Genomic DNA, 20,918 nt, shown 5'->3' on the forward strand with positions numbered 1-20,918 from the left:
ATTGGTTTCTGCTATATTCCGTAGGTAAACATAATTCAGATAGTCATAATAACTTCAGCAAACCTGCAGGATTGTCCAAATGCAGGTATCAGCCAGGTGGTAGAGCTCTACAACCAACAGCGTCCGCACATGAGCATTGGCAACAGGATGCCGGCACAGCTGCATGAGCACAATCAGCAAACAGAAAAAGTGTGGAAGAACTATTACACAAAAAACGTACCATTGTAAAGCAATAGCAGGACTAAGAAAAATTGTAACCTTTTAACAGGACTAATACCTAAACCTGTAAACTTATTTTAGGACGAGACAATGCTGTCTTCTCCCCCGTTCCGGGGCGGGACCTCCCGCCAGGGGCGCCTTAGAATGTCTTCCACCATAGCTGAAATGTAGTTTCGGTTCCTTTTACGGGAGTTCTCCATAGAAAGATAGCGCTATTTCTATATAGCAGTAACTCAAGACCTACCTTTTCCAAGAGCCTGCGGGAATGACAGTGGCAGGAGACTTCCTTTAGGCTTCTTTGTTGTTAACGGCCAAGCCTTACGCTCAGGTAAGGTCCCGCGTTCAGGGTGTAGGTCCGGTTAAACCTGCCGGGCATGCTCTCACTGCCCAGGAAGATGTTCTTGAGGCCTCTCTCCACGCTGACCCCGTAGCCGATGGTCAGGCCCCCAACCCGCCTCTCCTGGCCCAAGGCCCCGCGCACGCCGTAGTCATACTGGCTGTAGCTGCTTTCCGTGTCCCGCAGCTCGCCACGCCTCTCATGCAGAAGCCCTGCAAAGAGGCCGGCCCTGAGGGTGATGTTGGAGAGCAGGGACTTCCTGTCGGGGAGGAACCTGTGCTGGTACTGAACATACCCTTTGTAGTAGGTCAGCTCCAGCCCCCTTTTGGTGTAGCTGCCGCCCCTGAAGGTTTTGTACTCCTGCCCGGCCTTTGCCATGTGGAGCTCTGCGGAGGCAAAGCTTCTGTGGCCCAGGTGGTAGCCGAGCGTTAGGCCCGCACTTTCCTTGAACGTCGGGCTGGTGGAGATGAGACTGCCTTTGTCGAAGCTTCGCTGGGTCTCATTGTTGAGGAGCCAGCTGCTGTTGTAGGAAACAGCCAGCCCAAGGCTGACCCTGGCAAGCATCAGCCTTTTCCGTGGGCCTTTGGCCGCAGCATCGCTTTCGACTTGGGCCATGTGCCTGTACTCCACTGAGTCGAAGGCCACAGGATTCAGTCCGGTGATCGGCCTTAGCGCTGCCTGCCTTGTCTCCAGCAGTGGGGCAAACTCATGCTCTCCTAAGCCGCCTGTGGAAGTCTCCCCGCCCTCCTCGGCAAAAGAAGATGCAATACCTGTATCCGACAACCCCGTGTTGTCAAATATTCTAGGGGCAGGTGCTGGAATAACCTCCCGGACCTTACTGCGCATCATGCCTTCCTCCTGGCGTTTTGCCTGGTGTCCTGCAAGGCTCTCCCCAATGCTTGGTTGTGGGAGCTTTTGCTGCTCGTCGTTGGTGTGTGGCGCATTCGGGTGGCCATTCTCTATACCAAAGCCTGTAACGTGCTCGCCTGCCACAGGAGTTTTGGTTGCGGCCACTGCGGTCTCTGCTTTTCTACCTGGCAGGGTAACGGCCTTTTCCCACTCTACAAAGTAGGCGCCTGCGAACCCGGCCAGCAGCAGGAGCACGGATGCCGCCGCTGCCCACCGCCACCAATGTCTTTCTACGCTGCCCGCTCCGTCAAGCTCCCTGTCGATCCTTGTCCAGACAAGGTCGATGTTGAGCTGCCTGTTGATGGACTGCCAGACGTGGGAGGGTGCCTTCTTGCCCTGAGCCGAGAAGCTCTCCCTTATCTTTTGGTACAGGCTCAGCTCACCCGGGGTGTTCCCGGCACGGGTGGATGCAGCTTCATCCAAAGAGGCGGAAAGGCTTCTCCACAAAAGGTCAGGGGCCTTCCTGTCCATCTGGCCAAAGCTGGTCTTTACCTTCTCTCTTAGCTTGTCGTCTTTTTCCTCCATTGCCTGGACTGCCTGATATTTAAAATTGTGCCTTAGTAAGTGAACACTGCCTCGGCTCCTTTGCCGATCCGGCTTACTATGATCTCATAGATCTGCTCGTTCACCTCCTCGCTGATGAGAATGGTGGCCACGCCGTTTCTGTCAACTGTCTCCGCGTTGTCCAGAAGAGAGTAAGGCACGGCCTGGAACCAGTAGTGCGGGTCCAGCCGAATGGAGGCAGTGGCCGGCGCCTCTCTTTTCAGGATGATCTGGCTGCCGTCTGACAGGCTTTCCGCCACCACCTCAATCTCCTCAGAGGATTGGAGCTCAAAGAGCAAACGAAGCTCCTTGCCCCCGCTCGTCCGGTACACGCCTCTTACGGCAAGGCCGCTTCTTCCACCGCCATCCTCCTCATCGCCGTCAGCGGTTTCAATGGCCACCGCAATGCGGCTGTAGCTCCCCTGCGGGACCTGGAACCGCAGCTCACCCACCGCCTGGTTTGGGGAAAAAGGCACATGCAGCCCTTGCTCGTACTCCTTCTCGAAGCGCACCTCCTCCGCCTGTTCCCTTTCTCCCTCGAACTCAAAGGAGGCGAGCACAACATGGCCCTCCGTGAAGCGGATACGGCTGTCAGAGGTCTTCTCCCGTTGCATGTCCACCGTAAAGCTGACATCCACAGGTATTTTGAACTCCTCTTCTTTCTCGCAGGAAAGAAGGAAACAGGAAAGAAAAAGCACGAAGTATGTTATTCTTTTCATTTGAATGCACCCTTACCTTTGATGTATAGATTCCCCTAAGGCTGTAAATGTTGGAAGATAACCACAATTTATTTTATTTTTTTACTTATCACAGTTTACCCCTCTGCGACTTTCCCCTCGCCTCCACGCTCTGGGAAGGGAATCATTTTTCCCTCCCGCCTTGTCATGGACTCCCTGAGCAGGAACCTGGCCCTGTTTAGCTGAGAGCGCGAGGTGCCCTCGGAAGTGCCCATCAGCTCTGCTATTTCCCGGTGGTCGTACCCCTCGATGGCGAAGAGCTTCAAGACCATGCCTGCCTTTGCCGGCAGCTCGTTGACCATGGCAATCAGCTCCTCGGCATGCAGGCTGTCGAGAACATTGTCGGCCACAGGGTCCAGGAAAGTGTGGTAGGTGTCCAGGTGCTCCTTCTCCCTTTGTCTCTTCTGAAAGGAGGCAAGCGCCGTGTTGACCATGATCCTCCGGACCCACCCCTCAAAGGAGCCGGCAGACTCATAGGAGGCAAGGCTGCGGAACACTTTTATGAAACCCTCCTGCAGCACGTCGCAAGCCTCGTCCTCATCCTTTGCATAGGCAAGGCAGACATTGTACATCTTGTCGGCGTATTTCCTGTAGAGCATTTCCTGCGCCTGGCGCTCCTGGGCGATGCATTTTTGGATGAGTTCTTTCTCAAACATGGTTAACGGAGTACTATAAAGCCAGCAGGCACGAAAACAACCCTAAGATTGCCGTGACTGGCCAAACGTTGGAATGGGCCGTGCAAAAAGCGAAGAATTTCCCCCACGCCTCCTGCTGTTTTGGGATAAGGCTGTTTATTAATGGGATAATACAAAATAGCCTGACATAGCAAAGCTGCTCCATTCTGCTTTTAGTTCTAAGTAGCATTCCTTCCAGGGGGTATGGGGAATGTATGCATAAAATCCGTCCAAAGGGAACAATGCCGCTAGCCAGCCTCTTTATCAGAATCATCCAAAAATAGGCTTTTCCAGGAAAGAAAGGTGCGGGCCTGAGCTGATTTTGTGAAATATTTTTTTCATGCCGCCGGGGAGGCGCAACCTTCTGCCTGTTACCCGCTTATGCTTTCCCTTTGCCGGGAGCAGGCGGATGCATGATGTTTTTTTTCTGATACCATTCCAACGTTTGGCAGCCGGGCAAGGTCTTACCCTCAAACAATCTTAAACAACTCTTTTATGAAATCTTCACCCTTGTTACTTGTAGGCGCCCTGGCGTTTGGTTTATTTTCCTGCGACTCAGAGGACAACGCCTCCCCAACGGCCCAGGTAGGGCTGAACTTCGCCACTGTCAACACCGCCGCCCCGCTCAACGGCAGGCTGGCCACCACCAGCAGCCTGGCCTTCACCTCCGGCACGATCGTGCTGAGCCAGGTGCAGTTCGAGGGCGAGAACGAAGCCGACTCCCTGGAGGTGGAGTTTGAGCTGGAGCAGGACGTGACCATCGACTTCGCCACCGGGGCCACCTCCCCCGACATCAGCGCCGTCGGCTTCAAGCCGGGCACCTACGAGGAGATCGAGGTAGAGCTCGAGCTGCAGGATGAGGGCACCAAGCCGGCCGTCGTGCTCAACGGCACCTTCACTGACGCCCAGGGGCAGCAGCACCCGGTGCGCTTCGAGTTCAACTCGGCCGAGACGTTCGAGGTGGAGCGCGAGGGCACCATCACCTTCACAGAAGGGCAGAGCGCCGTGGCGCAGGTGACATTCGACCCCACCGCCTGGTTTGCGGGCGTGACGGCAGCACAGCTATCGGCAGCGACCAAGAACACGCAAGGGGTGATCGTCATCAGCGAAACCCAGAACGCCGGCATCTTCGACATAGTGGCCGACGGCCTGGACCTGGCCACAGAGGTTGAGATAGACTAGCAAGCAAGCCACAGGTAAGACAGGAGCGCTCCGGACCGTAAGGCCGGGGCACTTTTGGTACCTGGGCATCAGAAAATGAGGTGTGATGCACACAGAGTTCCACAGAGCCTACAGGGACCGCTACAAGGAGGACGGCCCCTCCTTTTGGCTGTTCTTCCTCCTGATCACCATCAACATCGTTGTGTACTTTGTCAGCGCTTGCCTTTGATGGCCTTGGTTTTTTAGGGACTGCCTGTTCTTCGAAAGTCCCCTGCAGGTACTAAATAATTAACAAAATATACAGGTGCAGTCGCTTGCTAACAGTGCGGTTTTCTGCTGCTGCTGGCCGGTAGCAAGACACCCATTACCTGTCGGCAGCACTACGCATGAGGCAAGGCTCAATTATAAAAGTCTTCATGCTTAGCAGGAGATCGGTCATTGCTGTGACAAAGGATTTTAAAACGTATCCCCCACCTGAAAGTGCTTTTCCAAAGCCACTAAATTCCTGTGGATAAGGTCGAATATTCTATCCTTTGGTCTAAACAAAGTGCCTTCTGTTAATGCTGAAGACCTTTTTATTTCTATTCGGAAACTATTCGGACACCACGGCAGTTTCTTTGTATCTTCCGGAGCTTTCTTTTACATGTCCAGCTTCCTGATCATTCGTTTAGTATGTTCATGCTCTATAGCTGGTGGCAAGCATTTGCTATCTGTTTTCTTTCAGCATGTCTGCTGTTAAAGTAAAATGACTCACTTGCTGCCATAACACTTCACCACCTCGACTTAAGCAGCCTGTGCCGGTTCTATTCCTTCGCCACCTATAAGGACATGGCAGCGGTAAAGGCCCAGCTCAAGCACGTGGTGCTGGCAAGGGAGTTTGGGATAGTCAGGGAGATAGAGGCAAAGAACTTCGTGCGCCGTATCGGGCAGGGCTGCGGCTTTCAGAACTACTGGTGAACACCGAACCCCAAAAGGACGGCAGTGACGGCCCTACAGGCTCTCTACAAGCACAACGGCTGCTCTGCCAGTTCATCACCATATAAGGCATCTAAACACTTAATGGTTGGTTACGCCGTTAGCCAGCGCAGGGCTTCCTCCCTAGTGGGGAAAGTGCGAAGTTCCAAAGGCAATGCAACAGCCGTTCTTATGTGCTTGTAGATAGCATCCAGCCTTTCCTCCCGGGCGGTGTCACCCGTTGCCACACGGGCTATTTTCTCCACGGAGGCAGGGAGGAGGCCCACTGCCAGCTGCGCCAGCACGGACAAGTACTCGGCACTGGACATGGTGATGTCGCTCTTGTCGAAGGTTACCAGCAGCCGCCTGATGCCATGCTCCCTGACGCAGACCACCATGGAGGTGAAAATGGCTTTGACTTCCGGGGCAGTAAGCCTCGAGCGGTTCAGCGGTTCCACGTACAGCACATTCTGCGCCGTAGCGTAATTCAACTCCACAAGGTTATCACTGTAAAGCAGCATTGGTCAGTAGATGCTTTTTAAGATACTGGGACGCCATGGAGTTGTTTGAGCAGGACAATCCCACGGCTATCTATCTCCTCGCCCTCCCCCTGCAACTGACGGAGTTGGGCCACCAAGGCCGGGGCAGAAACAAACATCCCGTCCATATACACGCCGTTCAGGAAGAAGCGGCAGTAGAGGCGCTCCTCGCTGGCCGCTGTCAGGACGATAAGGCTGCAGGCACTCAACTTATTCAAAAAATCTGTTAACTCACTCATAATCGAAAGCCCTCTAAGGCCCGCAAACCTAACAGTTTAAAACGACAAATATTGTAAGGGCAGAATGTTTCTGCCGGCATTCTTTTATTTGTAGAATAACGCCTATATTAGGAATATGAAAGCGCACGTGCACAAGGACTTCCTGCATTACTCCCTCCACCCTGACAAAAGGCTGGTCAGGAGCCGGTGGCTCACCCACGTGGACAGCACCATGTACCGGGAGGGCATGCTGCACATGCAGAAGGTCATCCAGGAGCGGCAGGCGCTCTATTGGCTCTACGACGCCTCCCGCTTCACGACCCCGGACATGTCCGACCAGCAGTGGACGCTATGGGGACTGGGACCCCTGCTGGCGCAGACGGCCCTGAAAAAGATTGCCGTGTTGGTGCCGCAGGACGTGCTGCTGCAGACTGTGGCGGAGCGGATACAGCTCGAGGCACAGCCGGTCCTCCATAACAGGGTGCGGATGGAGAACTTTCTTGGCGCAAGTGAGGCAGAGGAGTGGCTGCTGTGGTAAGGAGGCCGCACGCGCAACGCAGGGCGCATAGCAGCAGAAAGCACTGCCTTTTACCAGTTGAGCAACTTTGCAAGCAACTCGCTCCCTTGTTGGGAGCAGAGGAACATACCTACGGCAACCATAACTACCACAAGAGCAATGATTAGATTCACTCTCTCCTCCCGCCTCTCCCTGTCCGGCAGGCCTTCTAACCGGTGCTGTAACACTCTGTCTTCTCTGTACAGGCAACTAACATTAAGGAGTTATTTGGAAGCTAAACTTTGCTTAAAGTCTAGAAGCTCAATATTTATCATTTGCCTTAAATACTTTTCAATAAATGATTTGTGCGAAGCCCCGATGACGACCAGTAAGCGTTTGCCTGGATAAAGGGCTGACACTTTTGCTATGTTTGCTGCTATTTGCATGTTACGCATCTCCCAAAAGGCCAGCCTTGCCTTATCTGATCCTGACGAGAAGTTTGTTTTTAGCCATATATGCCACTGAGCCTGCACGTCCTCTTGCATATACTCCTGACTGTTGAGGAACAGAAACAGCTCTGACAAATCATTTTTAGCTACCCCTGTTTTTACAAGCGTATTTATTTTCATAAAAACAGGACTGTTGCCCACATCTTTGAAATTGTCTTTGTTTGCATTGTATTCCTGCATAAAAGAAGGGTAGTGCTTCAGTAAAAGGGCTTCATCCTGAAAATTGTCAATATATTCGAGCTTGTGCAGCTGCTGATTTTGCGCCACTTTCAGAGCCAGGGTATAAATTTCATTGGCACTAGTTAAATTTTTCCTGATGCTGCTTAAGACATCCGTATGAATGTTTGCCTCATCCGCCAGAATAGAAGATTTTTGAACTAGATATTGATAATGCAAAGCCGCTGAAGCCACTTCTGTAAGAGCAGAAAAATAGCCAATCAACTCCTTATGATCAGCATCTGTGAGTTTATCTTTTTCCAGTATCCTGTTGATCCTCCCCTGAGCTGTGGAGGGATCAATCATTAGTTGTTTTTGGGCTATTTCAGCCACTTCCAACCGGGAACCCCCAAAGCGTTTCAAAACCTCCAGATAGGCGCTGTCATTTCTGGACCTGATGTCATAGAGCAATTCTCCGGGCATATTTTCAATACATACTACATCGAAATTATATCCGTCTAATTTTTCAATAACCTGCTCAAGCATTTCAGGTTGAAATCCTTTGATTTGATTCAGGTGATAGCTGCCTAACACCAACACTTTAGTCTTTTCGGCATTGGCAATTTGAGCTTCGCCCTTAAAGGTGTACAAGAAGAAAAGTAGTACCGCAAGAATGTGTATCGACTTTTTCATAGTATTTTGATTTAGTAGTTTGTAAGTATATGGATGCTTGTCACTTTATAAAAGGAAAGCCACATCTAAGTATACATTAATATAAAACTTTAATAAGAATGACATTTGCTTTGTAAAGACACCTGTAGTACTCAACATCACCTGAGTAAGTAGGTAATATTGGAAGGAGTGCTAGCAGCAGCTTACATTTTTATAAAGTTACCGTCATACTTTGTTGAAGGTTGAAACGGTCAGTTAAACCTTAAGGTAGTTTAATCAGAAGTAGTCTAATCTGAATAGGTATCACCTTACACATGCAGTCCCCTGATTTTACCAATAATGTTTAACAGGTTGATGATGAAAGCTGGCGGGTTAACAGAAACTATCTCTGCCTTATATTTTTTCATCAGCATGGCCAGATGGTTGGCGGCGTTGAAGTTCATTTTTAGTCTTTCCTGTTTTCCTGCAGCTAGTTTGTTTACCACAGTCGCTAATCCTTCAAAATACTGATCAAACATAAGGGCAGGAGTATGCGTGTTATATACCCTGACAATTTCATTGGTAGGGTTCCGGAAGGTATGAGGAACCCCTTCAGGCACTGTAAATGACTCACCACTTTTCAGAACCATCCATTTACCGTTAACGTTGATTTCCATCTGCCCTTCCAGTACATGATAGCATTCCTGGGCATTGGGATGAATGTGGAGGGGTGTTCCATCTGCTTTGGGCAGGAGTTCCCATTCCATTTCCAGTGATGCACCTTTGGTTTCTTTGGCTGTTTTCACCACATGTAAAACCATGCCAATAGGACTTAGATCTAACTTTTGTTCTGCTACTAACATAATTGCTTTTTTCTCAAAGGTCAGCATCTACTCATCTGGAAACTTGTACAAACCCGACAAATTAGAAGAGGTAATGTGCCTGAAGGCGCAAAGGTGTTTGTGCCAGCTCCGTTTCAATAGCGCGAGGGGCCACACCGGTAAACTGCCTGAAATCCCGGATGAGGTGAGCCTGATCGAAATATCCATTGATGTGTGCGATGTCAGTCCATCGAAGTGCAGGCTGAGATTCGTGCATACGGTACGCTTTGGAGAAACGAATAAGCTTTAGAAAAAGCTTGGGGGGCATGCCCAGTCGCTCCTTAAATTTGCGTTCAAGCTGGCGAAAGCTCATACAGGCTTCATCGGCAACCTCTTCAACGCGCAGGATAGCCTCCTGCCTCATTAGTACCGCCATCAAGTCATCAAATTTCTCCTTTACCTTCCCTTGCATGGCTTTTATGAGTAGGAAGGTCTCCACAATGTTCTTCATGGTCTCATAATCCTGCGCAAGCGCCAGCTGTTCATTAACTTCTTTTATCTGCTGACCAAACAAGTCATAGCCATCAAGAGGATGATTAAAAAGTTCATGGGTGGGTAATCCCAGTAGGCGATAAAGACCTCCCGGGTGAAATCCAACGCGAATTACAATATGATCGTGCCCAATAGAGAGATTTACCCTTTCAATAACTGGACCGACGATAAGGCAATGCGGGTGTTCCTTCCTCTCCCCTGTCTGCTGGCTGTGGCTAACGCAAGGCGTGCGGGGGTAAAAGTAAAGGCAGTGTTCGGGAACAGGAGGATGAACGCTTATAACCGGAGGCTGCTCTGGGTCCAACTCTGCATTGTAGATCATCAGATTACTGACAATACTCTTAAGTTGATCATGTGGCTTGTAGAAATGAATTATCATCTCAAATCATTATCTGTCACCTAATATAGGTTTATTTTAACTTTCTTAAAAGATAATGTTATAGATAATCCTTACAACGCTTCGTACTGTTAGAGATGAATCCGTGATGAGTCTTCTTAATTATATTTCTCCGATACCTTCCCTTGGTATTCCGGTTGAACCGTGACCTGAACAATTTCAACTAAGCTTCCTTAATAGGTAAAAAAACCAGTTCTATGGTCATTTAAAAGAATGACCATACTCCATGCTCACTTAGTTTAAATTTTAACCTTTTTACTTATATTTACTGTTAGAGTAATGGCCTCTTAAAAGAAGATGAATGACCCTGCACAGCAGTTCATTTCAGGTAGAAAAGGTGATTTTATACTTATTAAACAAATATGGTAGCGGTTCACAGAGTCAGTAGAGACTATACTGCACATTTTAGCAATACTCACTATGCATTCTTATCAGTCCAGCAAGGACTAAAGAAATTATCTGTGGGGCCACAAAATTTCTATGTTGATACAAATTCTATCTTTTTCCTCTGCCCAGGCAGTACATATGCGCTCCAGTTTTCTTCAGAACCCAAAGGGTAGATCCTCACCTTTCCCAAAGAGTTGATCAAGGACCACCATTTTAAAGAATTCACTATTCAGAATGTAGATTTATTTAACGCCCTTAATCAAATTCCCAACATTGTTCTCAGTCCCAGAATCATTGAACGTGTTCAGAGCATTGTTGAGATGATTGATGAATTCTCAGGCTCTGCTATCCCAAATAAGGAATCAGCCATTATCTCCCTCATCAAGACCCTGCTAGTGTACTGCGACAGTAAGTGCAACCTAAAACTGCACTTGGATGGCTCTAATACATTAGTGAATATTGTAAGCAGGTTCAAAGACCATGTATCCCGCCAATATACCAAAGAGCACAAAGTATCATATTATGCTGCTCTCCTCAACATTTCACCTAAATACTTAAATGAGGCAGTTAAAACTATTTTGGGAGTTACGGCAAAATCCATCATTCAGGAGCAGTTAATCATTCAGGCTAGAAAAGAATTGAAATTCTCTCATAAAACTATCAAAGAGATATCTTATGAGTTAGGATTTCCTGAGCCGTTTCATTTCAGTAGTTTTTTTAAAACACAGATAGGTATCTCTCCCTCAGACTATCGGTTGCAATAAGACATTTTTACATTCTTTCCTTACCTTTCTCTATGGTGACTGGAATAGCTGTGCCCTTACTTTGCATAAAAAAACTATGAAAAGAAAAGAATTTATCAAGAGGTCAGCCATCGGTCTTAGTGTTTCCCTGATAGCACCAAGCGCTTTCGCTTCCACATCCTCCGAGAGCAAAATCTCCAAAATGGCAGCTAAAGTCATACGCTCAGCCGAGGGTAAAAAAGTAAATGTGATCGGAGACAACATGACCTTCAAATTAACGGGAGAAGACACTGGTGGTCAGTTTTCACTCATGCAGGAGTACAATGAACCAGGTGTGGGCGTGCCCTTACACGTTCATGAGCACGAAGATGAAATATTCAAAGTGCTGGAAGGAGAAATAGAGATGGAGGTAGGAGACACAAAAACAGTTCTGCGAGCCGGTGACATAGGCTTTGGGCCTCGTGGGGTACCCCACGCTTGGCGAGTGGTTGGAACTCAAAAAGCGCGGGTAGATTTAAGTATTTTCCCTGCCGGCTTAGAAAATATGTTTATGGAATTGGGACAACTTCCCGCAGGCCCTCCCGACTTTGCTAAAGTGACCGAGATTTGCGGGCGGTATGGGGTCAGATTCGTTTAACGCCTGTGAGCAGAAGCACTTCGATCACATGAATTCAGCTTTACAAGTTGAAGGCTAACAGAGACATCTAAACAGGTGCTAAGAATTTAATTATATTATTTTGTAGAATAATATAATGTACTAAATTTACAGCTACTAATCCCGCTTCCTTAATAACGTGCTGTCTAGCCCTTACAGACGGTAATACATCCTATTATTAATTTTTAACCACAAAACTATGATCAAGTTAAAATCTGGCAGCTATAAGCTGCTGGCAACGTCTCTTTTACTTTCCTCCCTGGCCATGTTTGGCTGCGAGAGCCAGGAGGATGTACAGCCTAATGCCTTACAGGCTACAAGTCAGCAAGAGCTGCGAAAAGCAGAGACAACTACCTATTACGGCCCCACAACTTTAGCTTTGGGCGGCACTGCCCGTACCTGGGTGGAGATGGTAGGCGGCAAACCTTCCGCCATCGGAGTAGACCTTTCGAGGGAGGCACTGCAAAACCTGCCGCATATGATGCAGGGGTATGTTTTGGAAATGCCTGGGCAGGCACGCGCCACCGGGATAAAGACTATCGCCTTCGACTGGAACCCGATGGGCCACGAACCGGAGGGTGTGTACTCCCGCCCCCACTTCGACTTCCACTTTTACATGATGACAGAGGGGCAGTTAAAGCGGATAGAAGGTGGCATAGACGAAGGGGCATACACGCTAATAGAAAAAGGTGTGCTCCCATCCGTGTACACGTTTGGCCCTGTGCCATTCGCCGTTCCTCAAATGGGTGTCCACTGGAGCGACATCAGATCACCTGAGTTCTCCCCTGCGGGTTTTTCCAGGACTTTCATCTACGGTTCAAGCAAGGATAAGATAACTTTCCTGGAGCCGATGATCACGCTTGAGTACCTGATGAGTCTTAAAACAGGTGAGTCAGTGAAGTTACCCGTTCCATCCTTACTGATACATGAGACCCCTGGCTACTACCCGGCATCCTACACGGTTAGCCGCAGTGCCGACGGCACTTACACCATAGCCCTCACAGACTTGGAGTGGCACAACAGAAACAGGTAACAGCAAGCCCCCCTGTCACAACCTGGCAGGGGGGACTTGTTCAACAAACGGCTTCCATGTAACAAGGAAGCCGTGCTGTTTTCTTAACAGGAGCTTTCTGCCTCATGTTAGGCAACAACAAAAGAGTGGTGAATGTGCTTTGAGATGGGACCCATAAATTCAAATAAGCAGCGCCTCCCTTTAGAATTGCAAGCTCTTCCCCCTTCTAAATCATTCCTGAAACAGGACAAATTTACTGGTGTTACATGTTTATTTAATTTTTTAATTGATTCATAACTGCGCTCTGATGATTGATGGATTCCTGATGCACTGCCTTTAGGTACTTTTCTATAAAGTCCTTACTAAGTCCCAACTTTTCTCCCTTAGCAAACGAGTGATTCAGTATGTCGTTCCACCGTGACGTTTGAAGAATGGTCAGGTTGTTTTCCTTTTTGTACTGCCCGATGCTCTCCACTACCTGCATCCTCTGAGAAATTATTGTAAGTATTTCACTATCATACTGATCCACCTGTTCGCGAAGCGCCTGCAGGGTATCGTCTGTTATTACTTTCCCAGAATAGCCGTCTCTAAGCACAAGCTCATTAATTATCTGCGCTAACCTTTCAGGTACTACCTGCTGCTTTGCATCACTTAGGGCCTTGTCAGGGTTGATGTGGCTTTCAATGATAAGGCCGGTGTAGTTAAGGTCCATCGCCTGTTGGCTAACCTCAGCAATAAGCTCCCTGTTTCCGCAGATGTGACTCGGGTCACAGATCATAGGCAGGTCGGGTAATCTTCTTTTCAGCTCTATCGGTAACTGCCACTGCGGCGCATTGCGGTATTTCGTTTCACCATACTTTGCAAAGCCACGGTGTATGGCCCCAAGCTTTGTGATTCCTGCACCGCTTATACGCTCAATTGCTCCTAACCACAACTCCAGATCAGCATTGATGGGGTTCTTTATCAGAACCGGAACGTCAACGTCTTGCAGGGCATCGGCGATTTCCTGCACCGAAAAAGGATTTACGGTGGTGCGCGCACCAATCCACAGTATGTCTACGCCATGTTTCAGAGCTTCCTCTACGTGCTGCTTGTTGGCTACCTCTACTGCAGTCATCAAGCCTGTGGCTTCCTTCGCTTTTTTAAGCCATTCCAGACCTATGGTGCCCACGCCTTCAAAATTATTCGGTCTTGTTCGCGGCTTCCAGATACCTGCCCGAAGCACGTCCACCTTTCCCGTTGCGGCCAATTGCTGGCACGTTTGCATCACCTGCTCCTCTGTTTCCGCACTGCAAGGGCCACTGATCACCAAAGGGCGTTGCAGGTTAGAAACCCAGTCAGAAATCGGAGCAATTTTAACTTCACCACTATTGAATTCAGACTTAACAAAAGACTTCTGCCGGTTTTTTAGTTCAATGCCATCCAGTATGCGGCTGATTTGATTAGCTGTGGAGATCATATCATAGGTTTCTGTCATCAGCCCCTCATCAATTGTTTCCTTGAATAGCATCAGTTGCTCAATATACGCGCCCAGTGCTGCAGAAACATGGCTCGCATTCTGACTGAAAATTGGAGCCCACATGTCCGGTGAGCTTTTGGCGAGCCTGACAGTGGAGGCAAACCCACTGCCCGCCAAATTGAAAATGCTTTTCTCGTCTTTCTCGATGTTCAGCACTGTAAGCCCTAGCGCAAAGGAAGTAATGTGTGACAGGTGCGATACGTAGGCGATGTGCCGGTCATGCTCACGTGCCTCCATGTGTACTGACTCCATTTTCAGGGCAGCGAACAGTGCTTCCGCTTTCTTTACCGCACTGGCATCACTGTCATTGGAGTTGCAGATGATGCTCACCTTGTGGTCGAACAGCTTTTTCTGTGCAGCACCAGGACCGGTATTCTCCGTGCCTGCAATGGGATGGCATGCAACGAATTGGCTTCTTCGGGGGTGCTTGGCCACTGCTCTGCAGATATGCTCTTTAGTAGACCCTACATCAAGTATGACTGTCTCTTCGTTAACTTGGCTTAGCAACTCCAGCAGTATACCAGGGGCTACATCTACCGGAGTGGCTAAGATAATCAGGTCGCACGTTTGGGCTATTTCCGCCAAACTGCCTTCTTCCTGAATAATACCTGCCTTCTTGGCTATATCAATGTGATCTGGATTGTTGTCTGTACCTACTATTTTCTTCGCAAAGTCTCTTTGCTGCAGGTCGAGTGCCATAGAGCCTCCTATTAGTCCCAAACCAATAACTCCTACTTTCATAACTGTTTACAATTTTGTTCCTAATGTCTTTATTCTGTTTAATGCACTTTTTAAGCGCTCAGTGTCAGAGCACAGGGATACTCTGATGTACCTGTTACCATTTGTTCCGAAAATGAAACCGGGAGTAACAAAAACTCCTGCTTTGTAAAGGAGGTCATTCACCAGGCAGCTCACTTCCTCTACCTCATCACGCACCTTTCCCCACACAAATAGTCCAGCCTGATTTCTGCTGTAGGAGCACTTTAACTCTTCCATTATCTGCCAGACTATTTTTCTTCTTTCCCTGTAAATTTCGTTCAAACCTTCGTACCAACCGCTGGGCATTTCTAAAGCCTTTATAGCTCCCTTTTGTATACCCAAGAACATACCGGAGTCGACATTACTTTTAGCGATGAGGATGTTCTCTATGTGTTTCGGGTGACCAGCCACCATGCCCACTCTCCAACCGGCCAAATTATGGGATTTACTAAGGGAATTCAGCTCCAGCACATGCTCAGCTACACCCATTACAGAGAAGATACTAAGAGGGGTATTGTTCAAAATGAAGCTGTAAGGGTTATCGTGGCAAAGCAGGATACCATTACGCTCAGCAAAAGTAACAAGCTCCACTAGCTGGGCACGGGAGGCCTGCGCCCCGGTGGGCATGTGCGGATAATTAACCCACATGATCTTTACCCCGGTCAGGTCCTGCTCCTGCAAAGCCTTCAGGTCCGGAAACCAGTTATTTTCCTCCTTCAAATCATACTCTCTAACAACCCCTCCTGCAATCTTTGTGGCGGCCGCATAGGCCGGATAGCCGGGGTTTGGTACCAGCACCTTGTCCCCCTCATTCAGGTATGTGTTCGAAATGTAAGTGATCCCCTCTTTAGAACCCATAAGCGGCAGCACCTCCGTATCAGGATTTAGAGACACATTATAATAAGCAGCATACCAATCACAGAACGCTTGCCGCAGCTCCCGCACTCCCTTGTAACTCTGGTATCCATGCTCGGCCGCCTTGTTTGCTGATGTGCTTAATGCCTTTACCGCCTGCTGGGGAGGAGCCATGTCCGGGCTGCCAATGCCAAGGTTAATAATGTCCCGCCCTTCCGCATTAAGCAGCGCTATTTCTCCGAGCTTTTTTGAAAAGTAATATTCCTGAACACTTTGGAGCCTCTTTGCGATGATAATCATATTTACTGGCTAATTTATAGTATCCTTGATCTTAACTTCCTGACTGCCCTTTGCCATTTGAAAGGCTCTTTAAACAAAAAAGAGTCCACCGGAGGGGACTCTTGTAAATAAACCACAGCTTTCTTTACCATAGAAATCCCCTCTTCTTCCATAGATAGAAGTAATAGTAAAAAGAAAAGCTGCTATTTAAATTCCTGTTCATCATGATGCATAAAAAAAGCCTCCGTTCAGGAGGCTTACAATTTATCTGTTTTTAGCACACAGGTTAGCCTCCCTTATTAAAGTAGTAGCTATAATACGCTGTATGGTTCTGTGCTTTTTCCATTTATTTAAGCTAATATATAATAAAGTTCTCGGTTTCAAAAGCTGTTGGAGAAAAATCTCACGTTTATAATACTTGTGTGCAGACAGCATTTACCACCTCCTCCTTTACTTGATAGTCAACTCCTCTGCAGCAACTTATAGTTTTTGGTTCATTTTTACCTATTATCAACTTTTCTCCTACAATAAATATAAATCGAGATTAGATGCTGTGCGCCCTAAAGTTATTAAAAAGCCTAAAAATAATTATTTTTTGCTTGGGGTGCTAATATCACTCACCTGCTATTAACGCTGTTTCTACAAGTAACCAAAATTTTATTTTCCGGGCAAAGCAACCTTATTATAAAAATGAGAACACCATTGTAAAAGCATGGAAAAACAAATAAGCATTTACAGTAAGTACAGATTGACGAGGAATAAACTAAAAACGTTAAAGAAGCAGTATCAGGCTTTTATACAAGCCTGACACAACTCATGTAAAGCCAGAACTAATTAAGAAACCAACCTAAAATCTCATGAAAAAAATCGTGTTGTTGATTGCGCTTACCGCATCCAGCCTAAGCTTGTTTGCTCAGAGTAAAGCAGGCTTAACTGACAAACCAGAGATAAGACCACAAAATAATATCTACATAAACTTATTAGGGGATGCTTCTATTGTCTCCTTAAACTACGACAGATTGCTTTTCATCAGCCAAGGCTTTTTCTTCTCAGGTAAGGTAGGTGTAGGGTACAATGAAGAATTCAGCATTTGCTCCTCTGAAGGTTGTTCCCCAGAGCAATTCATAACAGTCACGCACCATGTAACAGGGAATTTAGGAAAAGGGAGACACTTTGCTGAATTCGGTTTGGGAGGTACCTTGATAAATGGAAACACAAATGAAAAATACTTAGCTTACCCTATTGTAGGATACAGATTGCAGCCTTTAAGATCCAAAAAGGTAAATCTCAGGGTATACGGAAGCGTTCCTTTCACAGGCTTAGACACAGAAGACATTTTGTATGCTCCGTATGGATTAAGCGTAGGCATAAGCTTCTAGTTCTGTTGCTGAAAGGAAAGGCTTATCTAAGAGTTAAGTCGGTTTCCTTAGAACTACTAAGATGAAAAACCACTAATGCAGTCAACACTAAGAAAACACAAAAAACCTTTTTCCCATTTTACCTCTTCCCAAATTTGGATTAATAACAGGCCAAAGGTATCATGTTCAAAGCATAAATATATTGGTTTTCGAATATTACTTTAGAAATTTACTTTGAGTCAGGCCTTTGATTTTGACCTGAAGTATGATATAAAAATTCCAGCCTGCTGATCTGCCCAGGAGTGGTTTCGTGACTCAAGATAGGCTATCACAAATCAGTATCCCGATGTTCCAGAAGGTGTGCTTTCTGGTTTGCCTCAGCTATGTGAATCAGATGGAGTTCTAAAGTTGCAGGTAACCTTCTAATGCTTCCAAATCCCTGTGGATAAGGTTCAATAATTCCATCCTTCGGTCTACCACAGTAAAAAAGCCGCTCCACGTCAAATGGAGCGGCTTTTACCTTTATACAAAGTTTTACAATGGTCCTTTCACCGTAGTTAGACTAGGTGCATTGACCAGGGGGAATGAGAGATGGAGCGGCAGGTAAGTCAGCAGTACTATACCGTAAAAAAGGAAGCTCCATTCCCCCTACCTTTTCTCTAAGAGTCTGGACAGTACTTAAGGCTATCAACGTGGATAAGCAAGTGTAAGACAAAAGGCAAGACGAAGGAGAAAGAAGGGTCGCTAACTATAACCACTCATGCTATGGAACAAGCTACAAGACAGTGCGTGGGCATCGACATCGCCAAAAAGGACTTCAGCATCTTCTCCAGGGGAGACGGGCGGTATTTGGGTTCATAAATGAGCACCGGTGCCAATACCCCGTCGAGAAGATGTGCCGGGTGCTGCGTGTGAGCATCAGCGGATTTTACTACTGGCTCAAATACCCAGTGGGGCTCAGGGAGCGCAAAGAGCAACAGCTTCTTGCCTCTGTGAAAGAAGTGTACCAACAAAGCAAATGCCGCTACGGCTCTCCCCGCATCAGTTTTAAGCTCAGGGACCAAGGCATCAGAGCCTCTCGCCCGCGCGTGGCCCGTCTGATGCGAAAGCATCACATAAAGAGCATCGTGCGCAGGAAACACTGGGTGCAGACTACTGACTCCAACCATGTCTTCACAGTGGCTGAGAATCACCTGAACCGGGATTTTGCCGCCGAAAGACTGGGAGAGAAGTGGGTCTCGGATCTGACCTACATCAACACCGGGGAAGGATGGCTTTATCTGACGGCTATACTCGATCCGGCAGACCGGAAGGTAGTGGGCTGGGCATTGAGCGAGACCATGGAGGCCGAATCGACAACAGTGGCAGCCTTCCGGATGGTCGTGAGAAACAGGCCGGTGACTCAAAACCTGCTGTTCCACTCGGATCGGGGCCTGCAGTACGCCTGCAGTGTCTTCCGCTAACAACTGAAGGGATTACCTGTATGTAGTAGAGCATGAGTCGCAAGGGTAACTGCTGGGACAATGCCGTGGCCGAGAGCTTCTTCAAGACATTGAAAACAGAGTTGGTCTACCACCGCAAGTTCACCACCAGGCAAGAAGCCAGGCTGGCTGTTTTTGAATATATCTTAGGCTTCTACAACCGGGAAAGTAGACACTCAGCGCTGGGCTACCTCACACCCGGCCAGTATGAGGAAAGACTATACAAACAAAGAATGGCTGCCTGAGAAAAACCCTACAGTTAACCGTTGCAATTCCAGAATATGCGTAAGCAAAATACTGGTGGAACTGATAAAAAACATGAGCCCTAATATTGATTTGCTGTCTGCTATGCGGCAATGTGCAGCTTCTTGCTTATCTGGGGCGAATAAGGTGGACCCAGTCTAGGAGTTGACGCTTGTTCTTACCTTCCTTTTACGGGCTCATGGTATTATCACGTAAAAGCAAAAGGCAGCCCGCTTTGGCGTTAATAACGCTAGTAGAATCCAGATTTACTATACGAGCGCTTTGCTTCTAGTTGCAGACACGGCGAAGGAGAAAGATCCATACGATGAAGAAAACAATACTTGACCGCTCCATAGAGCCTATTAATAAGTTTCTGCACTATGAAAACTCTGGAGGTGCGGTTTTGATGTTAGCAGTGCTTGTTGCTATTCTATGGGCGAATTCGCCTTGGAGTGAGGCTTACCATCAGCTATGGGAAACAGAGTTTACCATAGGTTTAACAGGTTACCTTTTAACCTATTCGCTTCACCATTGGGTAAATGACGGGCTTATGGCTATGTTCTTCTTTGTGGTGGGGCTGGAACTCAAGCGTGAAATTATTGCTGGTGAGTTGTCATCTTTCAACAAAGCGCTATTGCCGATGGCTGCCGCCCTGGGAGGCATGATCTTTCCGGCCTTAACCTACTTTATCATCAATATAGGCAGAACTTCCTTAAGTGGGTGGGGCATTCCCATGGCAACTGATATTGTCTTTGCGTTGGCACTCATGTCCCTTGCAGGCAAAAAAGTACCTGTTTCCGCAAAGGTTTTCCTGGTTGCTCTGGCCACTATAGATGATTTGGGGGCTGTACTGGTTATAGCCTTTTTTTATAGCTCAAATTTGTCTTTTGAAAGTCTTGCTTACGGGTTTGCTTTGTTAAGCATTCTCTGGGTAGCGAACCGTGCAGGAGTCCGAAATACGCTGTTTTATGCTTTGATCGGCATTGGAGGAGTGTGGCTTGCCTTTTTGCTTTCCGGCGTGCACGCCACTATCGCAGGGGTGTTGGTAGCGTTCGCTATTCCGGCACGTACGAAGATAGATGAGTCAGCTTATTCCGCTAGTCTGGAAGTGCTGGTGGCAGAATTTGATGAGGAGATCCCGAACCAGGGCCCTCTGATGACTCAAAAGCAACATCAGGTAATTGAGAAAGTAAAAAATAAGAGTGCCGAAGCTCAGACGCCTTTACAGAAAATAGAAATCGCCCTACACCCTTGGGTCACTTTTTTGGTTATTCCCCTCTTTGCCCTTGCTAACGGCGGTGTTGCAATCGGTTCAACTTTCTTCTCCGATCTTTTACATCCCATCAGCATAGGGGTGTTTGCAGGTTTGGTATTAGGAAAGCTGGTTGGAATCCTGTTATTTACCTGGGTGCTGGTAAAGTTCAGGGTGGTACCCCTTCCTGAGGCAGTTACGTGGAGGCATATTGTGGGCATTGCTTTTGTAGCCGGTGTGGGCTTTACTATGTCCCTTTTTATTGCCGCCCTGGCGTTCAAAGACCCACATATGATTGAACAGGCGAAATACGGCATACTCTTGGCATCCGTTGTTTCAGGCACGCTTGGGGTTTTGACCCTTAGAAGTGCTGAATAGTGTAAACTGTGCACCTTCGCCCAAGAAGGACTGACCTCCATGCCGATTAAAGAAGAGGCATGTTCAGATTGCCAAACTCTGCCGTAGTCCTCGTGGTGCAGCTTATTATCCTCAGCTACTATGC

21 protein-coding genes are annotated in these 20,918 nt (G+C 47.7%); 12 read left to right on the forward strand and 9 right to left on the reverse strand.

From position 1 onward, the window contains the following. Window positions 1-96 precede the first annotated feature (96 nt). Window positions 97-228 carry a hypothetical protein gene (locus tag ACFSRY_RS18740; protein ID WP_377511682.1) on the forward strand — a complete coding sequence of 44 codons (132 nt, stop codon included), beginning with the start codon at window positions 97-99 and terminating at the stop codon, window positions 226-228. 295 nt (window positions 229-523) lie between these two features. Here ACFSRY_RS18740 and ACFSRY_RS18745 read toward each other — a convergent pair whose 3' ends face one another. The 3 genes from ACFSRY_RS18745 to ACFSRY_RS18755 form a co-directional block, all read right to left on the reverse strand. Further along, the gene (locus ACFSRY_RS18745; RefSeq protein ID WP_377511685.1) at window positions 524-1,990 is read right to left on the reverse strand and encodes a hypothetical protein; all 1,467 of its coding nucleotides are present in this window, start codon (window positions 1,988-1,990) and stop codon (window positions 524-526) included. A gap of 32 nt (window positions 1,991-2,022) precedes the next feature. Then, entirely contained in the window at window positions 2,023-2,727 is a 705-nt protein-coding gene (locus ACFSRY_RS18750; protein ID WP_377511688.1) for a hypothetical protein, read from the reverse strand. 95 nt (window positions 2,728-2,822) lie between these two features. Beyond that, entirely contained in the window at window positions 2,823-3,401 is a 579-nt protein-coding gene (locus tag ACFSRY_RS18755; protein WP_377511691.1) for an RNA polymerase sigma factor, read from the reverse strand. A 513-nt stretch (window positions 3,402-3,914) separates the two neighbouring features. Here ACFSRY_RS18755 and ACFSRY_RS18760 point away from each other — a divergent pair. The 3 genes from ACFSRY_RS18760 to ACFSRY_RS18770 all read left to right on the forward strand — a co-directional run bounded on the left by ACFSRY_RS18760 (window position 3,915) and on the right by ACFSRY_RS18770 (window position 6,076). Continuing rightward, window positions 3,915-4,601 carry a hypothetical protein gene (locus tag ACFSRY_RS18760; RefSeq protein WP_377511694.1) on the forward strand — a complete coding sequence of 229 codons (687 nt, stop codon included), beginning with the start codon at window positions 3,915-3,917 and terminating at the stop codon, window positions 4,599-4,601. An 807-nt stretch (window positions 4,602-5,408) separates the two neighbouring features. Next, window positions 5,409-5,537 (forward strand): hypothetical protein, encoded by a 129-nt coding sequence (locus ACFSRY_RS18765; protein WP_377511697.1) that lies wholly within the window; start codon window positions 5,409-5,411, stop codon window positions 5,535-5,537. 191 nt (window positions 5,538-5,728) lie between these two features. Next, window positions 5,729-6,076, forward strand: coding sequence for a hypothetical protein (locus ACFSRY_RS18770; protein ID WP_377511700.1), 348 nt, complete (start codon window positions 5,729-5,731; stop codon window positions 6,074-6,076). Here ACFSRY_RS18770 and ACFSRY_RS18775 read toward each other — a convergent pair. After that, window positions 6,073-6,312: a hypothetical protein gene (locus ACFSRY_RS18775; protein ID WP_377511704.1), complete on the reverse strand. Its 240-nt coding sequence runs from the start codon at window positions 6,310-6,312 to the stop codon at window positions 6,073-6,075. The two genes, ACFSRY_RS18770 and ACFSRY_RS18775, sit on opposite strands and share 4 nt — an antisense overlap. A gap of 115 nt (window positions 6,313-6,427) precedes the next feature. Between ACFSRY_RS18775 and ACFSRY_RS18780 the strand changes: the two genes are divergently transcribed. Beyond that, the gene (locus ACFSRY_RS18780; protein ID WP_377511707.1) at window positions 6,428-6,829 is read left to right on the forward strand and encodes a hypothetical protein; all 402 of its coding nucleotides are present in this window, start codon (window positions 6,428-6,430) and stop codon (window positions 6,827-6,829) included. Window positions 6,830-7,071: 242 nt separating this feature from the next. Here the strand turns inward: ACFSRY_RS18780 and ACFSRY_RS18785 are convergent, their stop codons facing one another. The 3 genes from ACFSRY_RS18785 to ACFSRY_RS18795 form a co-directional block, all read right to left on the reverse strand. Continuing rightward, window positions 7,072-8,145 (reverse strand): DUF5694 domain-containing protein, encoded by a 1,074-nt coding sequence (locus ACFSRY_RS18785; RefSeq protein WP_377511710.1) that lies wholly within the window; start codon window positions 8,143-8,145, stop codon window positions 7,072-7,074. A 287-nt stretch (window positions 8,146-8,432) separates the two neighbouring features. Further along, window positions 8,433-8,966, reverse strand: coding sequence for a cupin domain-containing protein (locus ACFSRY_RS18790; RefSeq protein WP_377511713.1), 534 nt, complete (start codon window positions 8,964-8,966; stop codon window positions 8,433-8,435). Window positions 8,967-9,027: 61 nt separating this feature from the next. Next, window positions 9,028-9,855: a helix-turn-helix domain-containing protein gene (locus ACFSRY_RS18795; protein WP_377511716.1), complete on the reverse strand. Its 828-nt coding sequence runs from the start codon at window positions 9,853-9,855 to the stop codon at window positions 9,028-9,030. Window positions 9,856-10,454: 599 nt separating this feature from the next. On the opposite strand from ACFSRY_RS18795, the gene ACFSRY_RS18800 reads away from it, so the two are divergent. From ACFSRY_RS18800 to ACFSRY_RS18810, 3 genes are all read left to right on the forward strand, one after another. Next, window positions 10,455-11,024, forward strand: coding sequence for a helix-turn-helix domain-containing protein (locus ACFSRY_RS18800; RefSeq protein WP_377511719.1), 570 nt, complete (start codon window positions 10,455-10,457; stop codon window positions 11,022-11,024). A gap of 76 nt (window positions 11,025-11,100) precedes the next feature. After that, window positions 11,101-11,640 (forward strand): cupin domain-containing protein, encoded by a 540-nt coding sequence (locus ACFSRY_RS18805; RefSeq protein ID WP_377511721.1) that lies wholly within the window; start codon window positions 11,101-11,103, stop codon window positions 11,638-11,640. A 217-nt stretch (window positions 11,641-11,857) separates the two neighbouring features. After that, a complete protein-coding gene (locus ACFSRY_RS18810; protein WP_377511724.1) occupies window positions 11,858-12,691 on the forward strand; it encodes a DUF5602 domain-containing protein in 834 nt (277 codons plus the stop codon). A 253-nt stretch (window positions 12,692-12,944) separates the two neighbouring features. Here ACFSRY_RS18810 and ACFSRY_RS18815 read toward each other — a convergent pair whose 3' ends face one another. Both ACFSRY_RS18815 and ACFSRY_RS18820 read right to left on the reverse strand, forming a co-directional pair. Next, window positions 12,945-14,930 (reverse strand): prephenate dehydrogenase, encoded by a 1,986-nt coding sequence (locus tag ACFSRY_RS18815; protein ID WP_377511727.1) that lies wholly within the window; start codon window positions 14,928-14,930, stop codon window positions 12,945-12,947. A 6-nt stretch (window positions 14,931-14,936) separates the two neighbouring features. Beyond that, a complete protein-coding gene (locus tag ACFSRY_RS18820) occupies window positions 14,937-16,103 on the reverse strand; it encodes a pyridoxal phosphate-dependent aminotransferase (RefSeq protein WP_377511730.1) in 1,167 nt (388 codons plus the stop codon). 836 nt (window positions 16,104-16,939) lie between these two features. On the opposite strand from ACFSRY_RS18820, the gene ACFSRY_RS18825 reads away from it, so the two are divergent. The 4 genes from ACFSRY_RS18825 (at window position 16,940) to nhaA (ending at window position 20,794) form a co-directional block, all read left to right on the forward strand. Next, window positions 16,940-17,461, forward strand: coding sequence for a hypothetical protein (locus ACFSRY_RS18825; protein WP_377511733.1), 522 nt, complete (start codon window positions 16,940-16,942; stop codon window positions 17,459-17,461). A 764-nt stretch (window positions 17,462-18,225) separates the two neighbouring features. Next, window positions 18,226-18,903, forward strand: coding sequence for an IS3 family transposase (locus ACFSRY_RS18830; protein ID WP_377511736.1), 678 nt, complete (start codon window positions 18,226-18,228; stop codon window positions 18,901-18,903). Window positions 18,904-18,935: 32 nt separating this feature from the next. Then, window positions 18,936-19,166 (forward strand): transposase, encoded by a 231-nt coding sequence (locus ACFSRY_RS18835; protein ID WP_377511739.1) that lies wholly within the window; start codon window positions 18,936-18,938, stop codon window positions 19,164-19,166. A 323-nt stretch (window positions 19,167-19,489) separates the two neighbouring features. After that, entirely contained in the window at window positions 19,490-20,794 is a 1,305-nt protein-coding gene (gene nhaA, locus ACFSRY_RS18840) for a Na+/H+ antiporter NhaA (protein WP_377511742.1), read from the forward strand. Window positions 20,795-20,918 lie beyond the last annotated feature (124 nt).

The organism is Pontibacter locisalis (assembly GCF_042684605.1).
Classification (GTDB): Bacteria; Bacteroidota; Bacteroidia; order Cytophagales; family Hymenobacteraceae; genus Pontibacter; species Pontibacter locisalis.